Consider the following 14,269-nt stretch of genomic DNA (forward strand, 5'->3'; position numbering starts at 1 on the left):
GGCGATGAACACGGTAGGCCAGGACCATCGCCTACGCCCCTTCCGGATCTGATCCTTTTCGACATCGACAGCGAATACTTGGCTAGCCACATGTTTGCTGTTACGTTGATTATGTGTCCAGCCACCTAAATGGGCGGTGACACGAGAGGAGACGTCATGAGAGCCATCCTGTTCGACCGTTTCGGCGGCACGGAAGTGCTGCACGAGGCGGACATCGAGGTGCCGCAGCCCGGCTCCGGGCAGATCCGCGTCCGCGTCAAGGCGGCCGGGCTGAACGCGCTGGACGGCAAGATCCGCTCCGGGGCCATGGAGGCCGTGTTCCCCACGCCGCTCCCCGCCGTCCCCGGTGGCGAGCTCGCCGGCGTGGTGGACGCCCTGGGTGAGGGCGTGCAGGACGTGCAGGTGGGCGACGAGGTGCTGGGCTGGTCGGACACCGGCTCGTACGCCCAGTACGCGCTGGCCACCACGGTGGCCCCCAAGCCCGCCGGCCTCGACTGGCAGCACGCGGCCGCGCTGCCGGTGGCGGGCGAGACAGCCGAGCGGGTCCTGAACCTGCTGGGCGTCACCGCCGGGGAGACGGTACTGATGCACGGCGCGGCCGGAGCGGTCGGAACCCTGGCGGTCCAGCTCGCCACTGCCCGCGGAGCGCGTGTCATCGGCACCGCCGGCCCCGCCAACCAGGACTACCTCGCCTCGCTCGGCGCCACCGCGACCCTCTACGGCGAGGGCCTGGTCGCGCGGGTCCGGGCGCTGGCCCCCGACGGCGTGGACGCGGTGTTCGACCTGGCCGGGAAGGGAGCCCTGGAGGACTCCATCACCCTGCGGGGCGGCACCGAGCGCATCGTCACCATCGCCGACTTCCGCGCGCACCAGCACGGCATCACCTTCGCCAACGGCCCCCAGGAACGCTCGGCCACCCGCCTGGCCGCCCTGGCCCGGGACGCCGCGACCGGCAAGGTCGTCACCACCGTCACCGCCTACCCGCTCGACCAGGCCGCCACGGCCCAGCAGGTCAGCGACGCCGGGCATGTCCGGGGCAAGCTCGTCCTCACCCTCGACTGATCACGCCGCCACTCCCTTCCGCCACGCCCTCCCCCCTTTACCGATCACCACCTGTTCATCACCGTACGAAGGACCCTTCATGCTGAACTCCCTGTGGACACCCACCACCGTCGGTGCCCTCTCCCTCCCGCACCGCCTGGTCATGGCGCCCATGACCCGTGACCGCTCCACCCCTGAAGGCGTACCCACCGAGCTGAACGCCGAGTACTACGCCCAGCGGGCCTCGCACGCGCTCATCATCACCGAGGGCACCCAGCCCTCCACCGACGGCCAGGGCTACCTCCTCACCCCCGGCATCCACAATGACGAGCAGATCGCCGGGTGGCGCAAGGTCACCGACGCCGTGCACGAGGCCGACGGGCGGATCGTCATCCAGCTGATGCACACCGGACGTATCGCCCACCCCGACAACACCCCGCACGGCCGTCAGCCGGTCGCCCCCTCGGCGATCCAGCCGCAGGGCGCGATGTTCACCGCGTCCGGGCCCCAGGAGATGCCCGCGCCCCGTGCTCTGTCGACGCAGGAGGTCGCGGCGACCGTCGACGACTTCCGCCGCGCCGCAGCGGCCGCCGTCGCGGCAGGCGCCGACGGCGTGGAGATCCACGGCGCCAACGGCTACCTCGTGCACCAGTTCCTCGCCGACAACACCAACCAGCGCACCGACCGCTACGGCGGCTCCCTCGACAACCGCATCCGCTTCGCCGTCGAGGTAGCCGCTGCCGTGGCCGACGAGATCGGCGCCGACCGCACCGGCCTGCGCATCTCCCCCGGCAACCCCTACAACGACATCGCCGAGTCCGACACCGCCGAGCTGTATCCGGCGCTCCTGCGCGCCCTCAGCCCGCTCGGCCTCGCCTACCTCCACATCCTCCACGCGGGCGACGAGGAACTGCTGGGCACCCTGCGCGCGCTGTGGCCGACCACGCTGATCCTCAACCGGGCCGGCACCGACCTGCCCACCCGCGCCAAGGACGTCGACAACGGCACGGCCGACCTTGTCTCCGTCGGCGCCCTCGCGCTCGCCAATCCGGACCTGGTCGAGCGGCTACGCTCTGACGCGCCGCTGAACACCCCCGACCCGGCGACCTTCTACGGCGGCGGAGTGGCCGGCTACACCGACTACCCCACCCACACCGTCTGAGGAACCGATGCCCGCCCCCACACACCGCACCCCCTCCACGGCCAGCGAGGGGCCGATGAGCTACGCGATCTTCCAGCTCGCCCGCGCCCACCGCGCCCGCGCCGCCGCCATGCTCCGCGAGATGGACCTGCATCCGGGACAGGAACTGCTGCTCATGCAACTCCTCGACCGGGACGGCCAGACCCAGTCCGAACTGCTCGAAAGCGTTGGCCTGGACCACTCCACCGTCTCCAAGTCCCTACGCCGCATGCAGGACGCGGGCCTGCTCATGCGCGAGCCGGCCGCACACGACCGGCGCGTCATGGTCGTCCACCTCACCGACAAGGGCCGTGCCATGCGCGAGCCCTTGGCAGCGATGTGGCGGGCCCTGGAGGAGACCTCCGTAGTGAACCTGTCGGCGCAGCAGGCAGAGTCCTTCGTCCGCACCGCCTACGCCATCGCCGACGCGATCAACAGCCGCGCTCTTCCGCAGGAAGAGTCCGAGTAACTCACCTCGGCGTACACTCCGGTTCCCGCCTGGAGTGCGAATCGTTCCGGCGTTCCTGCGAAGTGGACAGAGCTGCAGAGCACTCGGCTCATTCAGACCCGTGCTGAACGAAGCCGGCCGCCCCGGCTGTCGAAAAAGCCCGGTGAGCCGAGCCGGCGGAGGTGGCGGTACCCCCGCTCAGCCCCGTATGTCAGGTACGGCTGTGTCGGCGGCGCGGCGGGAAGCGGCCACGGCCCCGTCGCGGTGGTCCCGTCGCTCGCCGGAGGTCGGCGACTCGGACCGGCCGGGTTCCGCCGGGGGTAGTGGCGTGCCGCGTCCGCGGCGGCCGGGCAGGGGGGCGCTGTAGTGGTGCACGGCGATTCTGGCGGCGTGCTGGATGTTGAGCCGGTGGATCACGTATGCCGCCGCTGCGATGAGAACCACGAAGGCGGCGACTGCCAGGAAGGCGTTCATGGCGGCCGCCTCACATACCGACGATCAGGCGACTGGGCCGACTGGCTCGACTGGGCGGACCGGGCTGGGGCGGAGCCTCCGCGGACACCGCGGGGGCTCCGCCCTCGTATTCCCATGCCTCGTCCGGGTCCAGTGGCTCGTCGGTAGCGGCGACGCCGTGCCGGGTCTCGTCCGCGGCGATGAGCGCGCTCGCGGTCAGGGGCGGGCCGTCGTAGTCGGACGCGGCAGCCATCAGCCGGGCCGCCGACTCCGCCCCGGTTTCGGGCGGGATGATCAGCAGGTCCCAGCGGCCGGTGCCGTAGGAGAGGAGCAGCAGCTTGTGCGGGTCGATTTCCGGGGTGAACCAGCCGACCTTGACGATGTGGCCGTCCACGGGAACCTGGCGCGGGATGACCGGCCAGTACTTCGGGTTGACGGCGATGCGGGTGATGCGGCCCCACAAGGGGTCCAACGCGTCGCTCAGCGCGGGCAGTTCGCTCAGCAGATCCCGGGAGCGGGGCCACCAGGCACCGTCCAGGAGTCCGCGGGAGGTGCCGTCGGTCTTCAGGGCGAGACGCGCTGCCGGGGTTGCGACGGGCTCGGGGTGCGGCAGGGTTGAGTGCAAGGTCGCCGACATGATGCGGACCCGTCTCCGGGCCGCCTCTGCGGCGGCCCGGGTTTCATCTTTCGCCGAGAACGACCCGGCGTGGAAGCCGGTGTGCGAAATGCTCTCGGTACTGTCGACACTACTCCGCGCTCGGCCGCGACGGGGAGTAGTGGCCGCCTAGATGTGGAGCAGTCGCTGGGTGATCTCCCGGTACTGCCTCAGTGCGTGCCGAAGTTCGTCGGACGGTGCGTCGGGGTTCTGGTCCTGCCAGCCGGCGCGAAGGAGACGCCGTCGTTCCGCGAGGGCGTTCACGAGCTGGGCGGTGGCTTCGTCATAGGCGCTCTCGGCCTCTTCCAGCGCCTCGAGCGGGGTGTCGGCGAAGGTGTTGAGGGCGTGCCGGAGACGCTGGACGATCTTGTCCTGTTCGTCCGACGGGAGCAGCGGCTCCGGGCTCGGGCTGCGGCGTCCGGCCGGGCCCGGAGTCTGGCCGGCGGATTGCCGGGCGCGTGTCTGGTCGTACATCATCGGGGCCCGCTTCCGTTCCGCCCGAAGGCGTGCTTGGTCTTCTCGACGGCCTGTTTCAGGCTTCCGGAGACGCGGTCGTTCCTGCCTCGGCGTTGCAGTCGCCTGTTGCGGGTGACTCGGCCGAGCTCTTCCGTGATCCTGCCCTTCATCGTCTGCGCCTGGTTCCTGATGCTCCGTGCAACGATCATGGTCGGCCTCGCTGTTGTCCGGCGGGTGGGTACTCGCGGGGTCCGGGCGAGGCGGAATGGCGGAATGCTTCGCCGTGTGTTCCGGAGTTGCATGGCCCGGCACCGTGCGGTCTTTCCGCGTCCGGCGACGGTCCGTGTCAACGCGGCGGCCACGCGATCCGGGCCGCCTCTTTACGGCCGGGGCGGTGGCGCAAATGGCCGCATCTGTGCCGCCAGGTAGTCGGTCCGTCCGGTGTCGGCGTCGGCGTCGGCGTCGGTGTCCCAGGATGTGGAGGGTTCGTCGGCCTGTTCCGCCGTCATGAGAGCGGTCGCGGTCGACTGCGGGGCGGTGCTCGCGCTCGCGGCGGCCATCAGCCGGGCGGCCGAGGGGGCGGTGGTCTCCGGGGGAATCACCAGGAGGTCCCAGCGGCCCGACGTTCCGGACAGCAGCAGGATCTTGTGCGGGTCCAGCTCCGAGGTGAACCAACCGACCTTCACCACATGGCCGTTGACGAAAATCCGTTGCGGGATGACCGGCCAGTAGCGGGGGTTGACGGCAATACGGGTGATCCGTCCCCACAGCGGGTCCAGTACGTCGGCCAGCGCGGGGAGTTCGTGGCTCAGGTCACGTGAGCGGGGCCACCAGGCGCCGTCCAGCTCGGCCTGTCCCGAGGAGGGGCTCACGGGTTTGAGGGCGAGGCGTGCGGTCGGAGCCCTGAAGGGCACGGCGCGCGGCGAGGGATGGTCGGTGGTCGCGGACATCGTGCGAACCCGTCTCCGAACCCCTGCGCGTGAGCAGTTGCCCGGTGCCGTTGCTCACCAGGAACGACACCGGTATCGGGGCCGGTGCGCGAAGTGCTCCCGATGGGTTCACGCTACTCCCCGAAGAGGCCGAACGGACCGCTTCCGGAGATACCCTCACGTCCGGCGGCCGTCCTTGCCCGAGGAGCGGCTGGTCTCCAGCCAGGACCGCGCCGGTTCTGCCGCGCTGGTGGTGTCCACGGTGAGCTGGAGGCGGATCCCTCCCTCGGCGTCCGCGGGATAGCTGCGCTGTTCTGTGGTGGCGAAGCAGTGACGGGGACGCGCTGCCGACGCGACTGCTCGTCGACGACCGCGTCGTCCATGTCGACTCCTTCCCGGTCGGCGACGACACCGTCCTCGTCACCAGGGGCGATCAGGACTACTTCTCCCTCCTCGTCGTCCCACCGCACGCGACGCCCGAGGCGGCACGCACCGCGATGGCCGATGCCGTCCGCGCCGACAACCTCACGCACCGAACAGATCCTCATCGATACCGGTACCGACCGGGCAGCGCCGAAGACTTGACGCCGGTCAGCCGGGGCGGCCGTCGTGCCAGTCCGGTGCCGGTGCCGGGATGACCGTGCTGTTGCCCTGCGACCGGGGCGGAAGGCGACCGGCGCCGACCGCGGCGACTCGGGACCGTGGTCGCAGGACGACTGAACGCCAGATGCCCCGCCGCTACGGCCGCAATGCCGCCCTGGTCTCCTCGTGACCATGCGGGTACTTTGCGGTGCGGTGCTGGAAGGCGAGCACCTTGGGGTTTTGGACGACGCCACGGCGGATCTCGATGGCGCGCCGGATCGTGTCGTCGGTGTCCCAGCCGTCGGGGCCCTGGAGCACGACGTCCAGATACGGCAGGAGGGCCTCGCTGTTCTCCCAGGTCGCGGAGTTCCACAGATAGGAGGGGCTGTGGTCCACCGCGTAGTACCTGACGTGGTCGCCGACGGTGAACATCGGGTCGGTGAAGGTGGTGGGCCGGGCCCAGTCGAAGCCCATGCCCTCGTCGCAGGAGACGTCGATGACCAAGGTGCCGGGGGCCAGCTTTGGCAGGTCCTCGTCTATCAGGAACATCAGCGGCGCGTCGGTGTCCTGCAGCACGCAGTTGACGATGATGTTGTGCCCGGCGAGGAACTCGGCCAGCGGCAGCGGGCCGTCCTCAGTGAGGGCGACACTGCGTCGCGGGTCGAGGGTGTCGTCGGCTTTGTCGTGGTCGAAGTGGACCATCCGCGCGGAGTGGATGGGAGAGCTGACGGCGGTGACGCCACGCGCGGTGAGCACGTCGACGTCGTGCACGCCCAGGCCGCTGAGCGCGGTCACTGCGCCGCGGGCGGTCGCGCCGAAGCCGATCACGACCGCGCGCTGCCGCCGCCCGTAGTCGCCTGTCACTCCGGTCAGCTGCATGGCGTGCAGGACCGAGGAGTACCCGGCCAGCTCGTTGTTCTTGTGGAAGACGTGCAAGTTGAAGGCGCCGCTGCGGGTCCAGTGGTTCATCGCTTCGAAGGCGATCAAAGTCAGCCGCCGGTCGATGGCGGTCTGGGTGAGCCTCTCGTCCTGGACACAGTGCGGCCAGCCCCACAAGACCTGACCCTCGCGCAGTTCCGCCAGGTCTTCGTGGAGTGGTTTGGCCAGCAGGATGACATCGCAGTCGGCGATGAGTTCCTCGCGCGTGCGAAAGCCCGCGACGAGCGGGGCGAGCTGGCTGTCCGGGACGCCGAAGTGCTCTCCGTAGTTTTCCTGGAGGTAGATGCGCTTGCGGAGACCGGCGTCGATGCGGTCAAAATGAGCGGGGTGAACGGGCAGACGATGCTCGTTTTCCTTGCGGGTCTGCGACATGATTCCGAGCGTGAGCTGCTGCAAAATGCCCCTTTGGTTGCTCCCTGTTTAGCACACCGGGGCAGTCCCGCAGCCGGTCGCGACGGGCGGGGCAAGGGGCCGGCGCACGGGCGGGAGTGGGTCCGGGCGACATGCCCGTGGCCCCTGTGCGCTTCCGGGCGGCGGCAGTTCAGGGCGGGGGGAGCGCCGCTGGACGCCACTGCCTGTTCGTGTGGACCTTCGACTGCAATCTGGAGTGCAACTTTTGTGACACCCCGTACACGTGGGCCGTGACGGAAGAGAAGGCGGCGAAGACCCTCAGTCGACAGCTGTACGAACGGGATGACCCGGCGTACGGCATGAAGTTGATGGAGCCGGACGAGGTCCTGCCCCGTCTGCAAAACTTCAACGACCGCTACTCGGAGGAGCAGCGAGCGGACTTCTCGCTCACACGCATCACAGTCGCCCGCCCAGAGTCACCGGGCGTGGACGACTGGACGCTGCCGACGGGACTGCCGCCGACGGCCACCGGGACCGCCCGACGGGCTCCGACGAGGAGTCGGGAAGCAGCGTGAGAGGCCTTCCGTCCACTGATCCCGCGTCGTGTCCACTACCTGTCCACTGGATCTTGGTCTGAACAGATGAACGGGGGGCACCACTATGGAGTGGTGCCCCCCGTTCATACGTTTCCGCAGGCAGAAACGGTTCTGCTCGCGTAGTTAGTGGTGGGGCGGGTGGGACTCGAACCCACGGCCGACGGATTATGAGTCCGCTGCTCTAACCGGCTGAGCTACCGCCCCATAGCGGCGTGTCGCGTACAAGTGTGCGCGCCGTCTGCCGCAGCATAGCCGCTCATACGATCTCCTGCTTCGTATGGTCGACTTCGCATGCCCTCAAGGACTCCCCCCGCGACCTGCACGGTTCCCGCGACAGGTGATCACACATGAAAAAGGACCCCATCGGGGTCCTCTTCAGCATGCTCCCCCGACTGGACTCGAACCAGTAACCTGCCGGTTAACAGCCGGCTGCTCTGCCAATTGAGCTACGGAGGACCGAGCTCCCCCGACTGGACTCGAACCAGTAACCTGCCGGTTAACAGCCGGCTGCTCTGCCAATTGAGCTACGGAGGAATGCCTCGTTTGCATCGAACGTACCTACCTGGGTATTCGCCAGGGGGCGTGCGCTCGCTGCGACACATACATTAGCGCAAGCAGGGGGGTGCTCCGCCAATCGGTTCCCCCCCGGCGCCGACGCCGCACCAGGGACCTACGCAAGGGAAGGGTGGCCGCCATGCGCTACCGACTCACGTTCGTCATCGGAATCGCCGTCGGTTACGTCCTCGGCACACGCGCCGGACGAGAGCGCTACGAGCAGCTCAAGAAGTCCGCGCGCCAGGTCGCGCAGAACCCCGCCGTCCGCAACACCGCGGAGACGGCGGCACACCAGGGCCGCGTCTTCGCCGGCAAGGCCTACCACACGGTGAGCGACAAGATGGGCGAGCGCGTCCCCGAGTCCGTCGCCCAACGAGTCCGCTCCCTGCGCGAACGCAGCGCCCACAACGGAGGCGCGGAGGACGACTGGGGCACCAGCAACACGTAACGGGAGCTGTCGGATGCTTGGGGTATCGGTACCTCCACGGCGCCGGGCCCTGGCACGCCGCCAGGGGCGCGGGGCTGTATCGATTTGCGGCCCCGCCGCGTGGCGCGACCAGCCCCACACAACCCGCACCCGGAATCCTGCACGCACCCCCTACGACGCCCACGGCCCAAGACAGCGCAGCGCTACGGCACAATTTGGGCCATGGGGATAGTCGCCGGGTTGGACAGTTCGCCCGATTTCACTCGCATCGTCGTCTGCGACGCGGACACAGGTGCCGTGCTCAGGCAGGGTTATGCCCCGCACCCGGTGGAGTCGCCGGACGGAACCGGGCGCCCCTCCGACGTGGATCCGCAGGCCTGGCTGCTCTCCCTCGGTGAGGCAGCCGGCGGCGGGCTGCTCGAAGGTGTGCAGGCCATCGGCGTGTCGGCGCAGCAGAACGCGGTGGTGCCGCTCGACGCGCAGGGCAACACCGTGCGCCCGGCGATGGTCGGCGGCGACAAGCGGGCGCAGGTCGCGGCGGCCGATCTGATCGACGCGCTGGGGGGACGCGAGGCGTGGGCGCAGGCCGTGGGGTGTGTGCCGCAGGCCCCTCAGCCGGTGACGAAGCTTCGCTGGCTCGCCAAGACCGAGCCGGAGAACGCCGTACGCGCGGCCGTTCTCCTGCAGGCGCACGACTGGCTGGTGTGGCAGCTGCTCGGCCGTCCTGTGAGAAGGACCACGGACCGGGGCGGCGCCTCCGGCACCGGCTACTGGTCGGCGGCGACCGGTTCCTACCGCGGCGATCTCGTCGAGCTGGCGCTCGGCCACCAGGCGATGCTCCCCGAGGTGATCGGGCCCGCCGAAGCGGCCGGTACGACGCCGGAGGGGCTGCTGATCTCCGCGGGGACCGGCGAGACCATGGCCGCCGCCTTCGGTCTCGGCATCGGGCTGGGTGACGCGGTCGTGTCGCTGGGCGCCTCCGGATCGGTGATGGCCGTGCACCCCGAGGCGCTCGTCGACAGCAGCGGGATGATCACCTCGCTGGCCGACGCGACCGGCATGCACCTTCCGGTCGTCACCACCCTCAACGCCGTACGCACCCTGCGCGGCGCCGCCGAACTCCTCGGCGTGGCCGATCTGGAGGGCCTGTCCGACCTGGCGATGAAGTCGACGCCGGGCTCGCACGGCCTGGTGCTGCTGCCCTATCTGGAGGGCGAGCGCACGCCGCATCTGCCGCACACGGCGGGCATGCTGGCGGGGCTGCGGCGGGAGTCGATGAAGCCGGAGCATCTGGCGCGGGCGGCGTTCGAGGGCATGCTGTGCGGGCTCGCGGACGCGCTGGACGTGCTGCGCGGCCGGGGTGTCGAGGTGCGGCGGATCTTCCTGCTGGGCGCGGCGGCCGAGCTGTCGGCCGTGCAGGCGGCGGCGCCCATGCTCTTCGGGGCGCAGGTCGTCGTACCGCAGCCCGCGGACTACGCGGCGATCGGCGCGGCTCGGCAGGCCGCCTGGGCGCTGGGCGTGTCGCAGGGCACGCTCGACCCGCGCACGCCGCCGGTCTGGCAGGGCGCATCCGCGCAGGTCCTGGAGCCGGGTGAGGAGCTGGCGGTGGGGCAGGCGGTGCGGCAGCAGTTCGTGTCGGTGCGGGAGCAGACGCATCCGGGGGCGTTCCGGCCGTAGTGCTGGGGCCCGCGGGCCGCGGCCCGGTGGAACGTAAGAGACCGGTATGAGTTCGCACCCGGAAGGCCGTATGAAGCGGCGCTGACGGATTAATCGGTTGGGGTAACGCGGCCGGAGTGTTCGACGATAGGGGCCAGGGGCAACCAATCGCCCCTTCGTCGACGCCGAGAGAAGCAGCGTGCTCATACGACTTCTGCGGACCTACCTCAGGCCCTACCGAAAACCCATCGCCTGGCTGGTGCTGCTGCAGTTCCTGCAGACCTGCGCCACGCTCTACCTGCCCACGCTGAACGCGGACATCATCGACAAGGGTGTCGTCACCGGCGACACCGGCTACATCCTGTCCTACGGCGCCCTGATGATCGGCATCTCGCTGGCGCAGGTCGTGTGCAACATCGGTGCCGTGTACTACGGCGCCCGGACCGCGTCGGCGCTCGGCCGCGACGTGCGGGCGGCCGTCTTCGACCGGGTGCAGTCGTTCTCGGCGCGTGAGGTGGGCCACTTCGGCGCGCCCTCGCTGATCACCCGTACGACCAATGACGTCCAGCAGGTGCAGATGCTGGCGCTGATGACGTTCACGCTGATGGTGTCGGCGCCGATCATGTGCGTGGGCGGCATCGTGCTCGCCCTCGGCCTGGACGTGCCGCTGTCCGCGGTGCTGGTGGCCGTGGTCCCGGTCCTCGGCATCAGCGTGACCTTGATCGTCCGGCGGCTGCGGCCGCTGTTCCGGACCATGCAGGTGCGGCTGGACACGGTGAACCGGGTGCTGCGCGAGCAGATCACCGGCAACCGCGTGATCCGCGCCTTCGTGCGCGACGAGTACGAGCAGCACCGCTTCCGCAAGGCCAACGTCGAGCTCACCGAGATGGCGATGGGCACCGGCAATCTGCTCGCGCTGATGTTCCCGATCGTCATGACGGTGGTGAACCTGTCGTCGATCGCGGTGGTGTGGTTCGGAGCCCATCGCATCGACAGCGGCGGGATGCAGATCGGTGACCTGACCGCGTTCCTCGCCTATCTCATGCAGATCGTGATGTCCGTGATGATGGCCACCTTCATGTTCATGATGGTGCCGCGCGCGGAGGTCTGCGCCGAGCGCGTCCAGGAGGTCCTGGACACGTCGTCGAGCGTGGTGCCGCCTCTCGCGCCGGTGCGCGAGCTGCGCCGGCACGGTCATCTGGAGATCCGCGGCGCCGGGTTCCGCTACCCGGGTGCCGAGGAGCCGGTGCTGAAGTCCATCGACCTGGTCGCGCTGCCGGGCGAGACGACCGCCGTCATCGGCTCGACGGGCAGCGGGAAGTCGACCCTGCTGGGGCTCGTCCCACGGCTGTTCGACGCGACCGACGGGCGGGTGCTCGTGGACGGGGAGGACGTGGCGGCCATCGATCCCCAGTTGTTGGCCAGGACCGTCGGGCTGGTGCCGCAGAAGCCGTACCTGTTCGCCGGGACGGTCGCGACCAACCTGCGCTACGGCAATCCCGACGCGACGGACGAGCAACTGTGGCAGGCGCTCGAGGTGGCGCAGGCCAAGGAGTTCGTCGAGCGGCTGGAGGGCGGGCTGAACGCGCCCATCTCGCAGGGCGGGACCAATGTCTCCGGTGGTCAGCGGCAGCGGCTTGCGATCGCGCGGACGCTGGTCCAGCGTCCGGAGATCTATCTCTTCGACGACTCCTTCTCCGCCCTCGACTACGCCACCGACGCCGCCCTGCGTGCGGCGCTCGGGCGCGAGACCGCCGAGGCGACCGTCGTCATCGTCGCCCAGCGGGTGGCGACCATCCGGGACGCGGACCGGATCGTCGTGCTCGACGAGGGACAGGTCGTCGGCACGGGCCGGCACCACGAGCTGATGGCGGACAACGAGACCTACCGGGAGATCGTGCTCTCCCAGCTGACGGAAGCGGAGGCTGCCTGATGGCCGGGCCGATGGGGCGGATGATGGCCGGCGGCGGCCCCGACCAGCGCTCGCTGGACTTCAAGGTGTCGGGCAGACGGCTGGTCGCGCAGTTCAAGCCCGAGCGGGTCACCATCTACGCGCTGCTGGTCTGCGTGGTCGTGAGCGTGGGCCTGTCGGTCGCCGGACCGAAGATCCTCGGTACGGCCACCGACCTGGTCTTCGCCGGCATCGTGGGCCGGCAGTTCGAGTCCGGGATGAGCAAGGAGCAGGTCCTCGCGGCCATGCGGGAACGCGGCGACAACCAGATCGCCGACATGCTGCGCAGCACCGACTTCACGCCGGGCCAGGGCATCGACTTCGGCGCGGTGGGGAACGTACTGCTCTTCGCGCTCACCGTGTTCCTCGTCGCCGGTGTGCTGATGGCGGGGGCGACGCGGCTGGTGAACCGTGCCGTGAACCGGACGATGTACCGGATGCGTGAGGACGTCCAGACGAAGCTGTCGCGGCTGCCGCTGTCGTACTTCGACAAGAGCCGGCGCGGTGAGGTGCTGTCCCGGGCGACCAACGACATCGACAACATCGGGCAGACCCTCCAGCAGTCGATGGGCCAGCTCATCAACTCCGTGCTCACCATCATCGGTGTGCTGGCGATGATGTTCTGGGTGTCGTGGCTGCTGGCACTGGTCGCGCTGGTGACCGTGCCGCTGTCGTTCGTGGTCGCCACGCGCGTCGGCAAGCGGTCGCAGCCGCACTTCGTGCAGCAGTGGCGGACCACCGGCAAGCTCAACGCGCACGTCGAGGAGATGTACAGCGGGCACACCCTGGTGAAGGTGTTCGGGCGGCAGGAGGAGTCGGCGCAGCAGTTCGCCGAGCAGAACGAGGCGCTGTACGAGGCCGGGTTCAAGGCGCAGTTCAACAGCGGGGTCATGCAGCCGCTGATGCTGTTCGTGTCGAACATCAACTACGTCCTGGTGGCGGTGGTCGGCGGTCTGCGGGTGGCGTCCGGCTCGCTGTCCATCGGTGACGTGCAGGCCTTCATCCAGTACTCGCGGCAGTTCTCGATGCCGCTGACGCAGGTCGCGTCGATGGCGAACCTGGTGCAGTCGGGTGTGGCGTCGGCGGAGCGGATCTTCGAGCTGCTGGACGCCGAGGAGCAGGACGCGGACCCCGTGCCGGGTGTGCGGCCCGAGGAGCTGCGCGGACGGGTGGCGCTGGAGGGCGTGTCCTTCCGGTACGACCCGGAGAAGCCGCTGATCGAGGACCTGTCACTGGCGGTGGAGCCCGGGCACACGGTCGCGATCGTGGGCCCGACGGGCGCCGGCAAGACGACTCTCGTGAATCTGCTGATGCGCTTCTACGACGTGTCGTCCGGGCGCATCACCCTCGACGGGGTCGACATCGCCCGGATGTCCCGGGACGAACTGCGGGCCGGGATCGGGATGGTGCTGCAGGACACGTGGCTGTTCGGCGGCACGATCGCGGAGAACATCGCGTACGGCGCCTCCCGGGAGGTCACCCGGGGCGAGATCGAGGAGGCGGCTCGGGCCGCCCACGCCGACCGGTTCGTCCGTACGCTGCCCGACGGGTACGACACGGTGATCGACGACGAGGGCAGCGGGGTCAGCGCCGGCGAGAAGCAGCTGATCACCATCGCTCGGGCGTTCTTGTCGGACCCGGTGATCCTGGTCCTCGACGAGGCGACCTCGTCCGTCGACACCCGTACGGAGGTGTTGATCCAGAAGGCGATGGCGAAGCTCGCGCACGGGCGGACGTCGTTCGTGATCGCGCATCGGTTGTCGACGATCCGGGACGCGGACACGATCCTGGTGATGGAGAACGGCTCGATCGTGGAACAGGGTGCGCACGGGGAGTTGTTGGCGGCGGACGGGGCGTATGCGCGGTTGTACAAGGCGCAGTTCGCTCAGGCGGTGGCGGAGGTGGACTGAGTCCGCGTTCGGGGGTGCCACATGGCGTCGCGGGGCGGCTGCGGGTCCATTGTGGCTGGTCGCGCAGTTCCCCGCGCCCCTTGGGTACGTGCAGCTGACGCCCCTTCAGGGGCGCGGGGGACTGCGCGGCCAAACCCCAC

At 69.5% G+C, this 14,269-nt stretch carries 13 protein-coding genes, 3 tRNA genes and 1 pseudogene; 9 read left to right on the forward strand and 8 right to left on the reverse strand.

What is annotated here, in order from left to right; translation table 11 throughout:
• Window positions 1-156 precede the first annotated feature (156 nt).
• The 3 genes from ACFY5C_RS12495 (at window position 157) to ACFY5C_RS12505 (ending at window position 2,690) form a co-directional block, all read left to right on the forward strand.
• Window positions 157-1,062, forward strand: coding sequence for an NADP-dependent oxidoreductase (locus tag ACFY5C_RS12495; RefSeq protein ID WP_389443628.1), 906 nt, complete (start codon window positions 157-159; stop codon window positions 1,060-1,062).
• A gap of 79 nt (window positions 1,063-1,141) precedes the next feature.
• Window positions 1,142-2,203, forward strand: coding sequence for an alkene reductase (locus ACFY5C_RS12500; protein WP_389443629.1), 1,062 nt, complete (start codon window positions 1,142-1,144; stop codon window positions 2,201-2,203).
• 7 nt (window positions 2,204-2,210) lie between these two features.
• Entirely contained in the window at window positions 2,211-2,690 is a 480-nt protein-coding gene (locus ACFY5C_RS12505) for a MarR family winged helix-turn-helix transcriptional regulator (protein WP_389443631.1), read from the forward strand.
• Window positions 2,691-2,867: 177 nt separating this feature from the next.
• On the opposite strand, the gene ACFY5C_RS12510 is transcribed toward ACFY5C_RS12505, so the two are convergent.
• From ACFY5C_RS12510 to ACFY5C_RS12525, 4 genes are all read right to left on the reverse strand, one after another.
• Window positions 2,868-3,143 carry a hypothetical protein gene (locus ACFY5C_RS12510; RefSeq protein WP_389443633.1) on the reverse strand — a complete coding sequence of 92 codons (276 nt, stop codon included), beginning with the start codon at window positions 3,141-3,143 and terminating at the stop codon, window positions 2,868-2,870.
• 10 nt (window positions 3,144-3,153) lie between these two features.
• Complete coding sequence (locus ACFY5C_RS12515; RefSeq protein WP_389443635.1) at window positions 3,154-3,759, reverse strand: DUF5994 family protein; 606 nt, start codon at window positions 3,757-3,759, stop codon at window positions 3,154-3,156.
• Between the two features lie 147 nt (window positions 3,760-3,906).
• The gene (locus tag ACFY5C_RS12520) at window positions 3,907-4,254 is read right to left on the reverse strand and encodes a hypothetical protein (RefSeq protein WP_389443637.1); all 348 of its coding nucleotides are present in this window, start codon (window positions 4,252-4,254) and stop codon (window positions 3,907-3,909) included.
• 359 nt (window positions 4,255-4,613) lie between these two features.
• Complete coding sequence (locus ACFY5C_RS12525) at window positions 4,614-5,183, reverse strand: DUF5994 family protein (protein ID WP_389443639.1); 570 nt, start codon at window positions 5,181-5,183, stop codon at window positions 4,614-4,616.
• A 317-nt stretch (window positions 5,184-5,500) separates the two neighbouring features.
• Between ACFY5C_RS12525 and ACFY5C_RS12530 the strand changes: the two are divergent.
• Window positions 5,501-5,747 (forward strand): annotated as a pseudogene (locus ACFY5C_RS12530) (DUF5994 family protein); the annotation flags it as partial.
• Between the two features lie 153 nt (window positions 5,748-5,900).
• Here the strand turns inward: ACFY5C_RS12530 and ACFY5C_RS12535 are convergent.
• Window positions 5,901-7,079 carry a N(5)-(carboxyethyl)ornithine synthase gene (locus ACFY5C_RS12535; RefSeq protein ID WP_389443641.1) on the reverse strand — a complete coding sequence of 393 codons (1,179 nt, stop codon included), beginning with the start codon at window positions 7,077-7,079 and terminating at the stop codon, window positions 5,901-5,903.
• 245 nt (window positions 7,080-7,324) lie between these two features.
• On the opposite strand from ACFY5C_RS12535, the gene ACFY5C_RS12540 reads away from it, so the two are divergent.
• Window positions 7,325-7,609, forward strand: a complete 285-nt coding sequence (locus ACFY5C_RS12540) for a hypothetical protein (RefSeq protein ID WP_389443643.1) — start codon at window positions 7,325-7,327, stop codon at window positions 7,607-7,609.
• Window positions 7,610-7,757: 148 nt separating this feature from the next.
• Here the strand turns inward: ACFY5C_RS12540 and ACFY5C_RS12545 are convergent.
• The 3 genes from ACFY5C_RS12545 to ACFY5C_RS12555 all read right to left on the reverse strand — a co-directional run bounded on the left by ACFY5C_RS12545 (window position 7,758) and on the right by ACFY5C_RS12555 (window position 8,164).
• Window positions 7,758-7,834: transfer RNA gene (locus ACFY5C_RS12545), tRNA-Ile, on the reverse strand.
• A 179-nt stretch (window positions 7,835-8,013) separates the two neighbouring features.
• Window positions 8,014-8,086 (reverse strand) — tRNA-Asn (locus ACFY5C_RS12550).
• Window positions 8,087-8,091: 5 nt separating this feature from the next.
• Window positions 8,092-8,164 (reverse strand) — tRNA-Asn (locus ACFY5C_RS12555).
• Window positions 8,165-8,324: 160 nt separating this feature from the next.
• Here ACFY5C_RS12555 and ACFY5C_RS12560 point away from each other — a divergent pair.
• The 4 genes from ACFY5C_RS12560 (at window position 8,325) to ACFY5C_RS12575 (ending at window position 14,129) form a co-directional block, all read left to right on the forward strand.
• The gene (locus ACFY5C_RS12560) at window positions 8,325-8,633 is read left to right on the forward strand and encodes a YtxH domain-containing protein (protein WP_389443645.1); all 309 of its coding nucleotides are present in this window, start codon (window positions 8,325-8,327) and stop codon (window positions 8,631-8,633) included.
• A gap of 201 nt (window positions 8,634-8,834) precedes the next feature.
• Window positions 8,835-10,289 carry an FGGY-family carbohydrate kinase gene (locus tag ACFY5C_RS12565; RefSeq protein ID WP_389443647.1) on the forward strand — a complete coding sequence of 485 codons (1,455 nt, stop codon included), beginning with the start codon at window positions 8,835-8,837 and terminating at the stop codon, window positions 10,287-10,289.
• A gap of 178 nt (window positions 10,290-10,467) precedes the next feature.
• Complete coding sequence (locus ACFY5C_RS12570) at window positions 10,468-12,201, forward strand: ABC transporter ATP-binding protein (protein ID WP_389443649.1); 1,734 nt, start codon at window positions 10,468-10,470, stop codon at window positions 12,199-12,201.
• Window positions 12,201-14,129 carry an ABC transporter ATP-binding protein gene (locus ACFY5C_RS12575; protein WP_389443651.1) on the forward strand — a complete coding sequence of 643 codons (1,929 nt, stop codon included), beginning with the start codon at window positions 12,201-12,203 and terminating at the stop codon, window positions 14,127-14,129. The genes ACFY5C_RS12570 and ACFY5C_RS12575 overlap by 1 nt, the downstream gene beginning before the upstream one ends.
• Window positions 14,130-14,269 lie beyond the last annotated feature (140 nt).

The organism is Streptomyces sp. NPDC012935, from assembly GCF_042900345.1.
Classification (GTDB): domain Bacteria; phylum Actinomycetota; class Actinomycetes; order Streptomycetales; family Streptomycetaceae; genus Streptomyces.

Excerpts from the sequence above, each read along its gene's own strand:
- ACFY5C_RS12515 (WP_389443635.1), bottom strand. The coding sequence starts at position 3,759 with ATGTCGGCGACCTTGCACTCAACCCTGCCGCACCCCGAGCCCGTCGCA.
- ACFY5C_RS12565 (WP_389443647.1), top strand. The coding sequence starts at position 8,835 with ATGGGGATAGTCGCCGGGTTGGACAGTTCGCCCGATTTCACTCGCATC.
- ACFY5C_RS12520 (WP_389443637.1), bottom strand. The coding sequence starts at position 4,254 with ATGATGTACGACCAGACACGCGCCCGGCAATCCGCCGGCCAGACTCCG.
- ACFY5C_RS12505 (WP_389443631.1), top strand. The coding sequence starts at position 2,211 with ATGCCCGCCCCCACACACCGCACCCCCTCCACGGCCAGCGAGGGGCCG.
- ACFY5C_RS12500 (WP_389443629.1), top strand. The coding sequence starts at position 1,142 with ATGCTGAACTCCCTGTGGACACCCACCACCGTCGGTGCCCTCTCCCTC.
- ACFY5C_RS12575 (WP_389443651.1), top strand. The coding sequence starts at position 12,201 with ATGGCCGGGCCGATGGGGCGGATGATGGCCGGCGGCGGCCCCGACCAG.
- ACFY5C_RS12560 (WP_389443645.1), top strand. The coding sequence starts at position 8,325 with ATGCGCTACCGACTCACGTTCGTCATCGGAATCGCCGTCGGTTACGTC.
- ACFY5C_RS12525 (WP_389443639.1), bottom strand. The coding sequence starts at position 5,183 with ATGTCCGCGACCACCGACCATCCCTCGCCGCGCGCCGTGCCCTTCAGG.
- ACFY5C_RS12495 (WP_389443628.1), top strand. The coding sequence starts at position 157 with ATGAGAGCCATCCTGTTCGACCGTTTCGGCGGCACGGAAGTGCTGCAC.
- ACFY5C_RS12510 (WP_389443633.1), bottom strand. The coding sequence starts at position 3,143 with ATGAACGCCTTCCTGGCAGTCGCCGCCTTCGTGGTTCTCATCGCAGCG.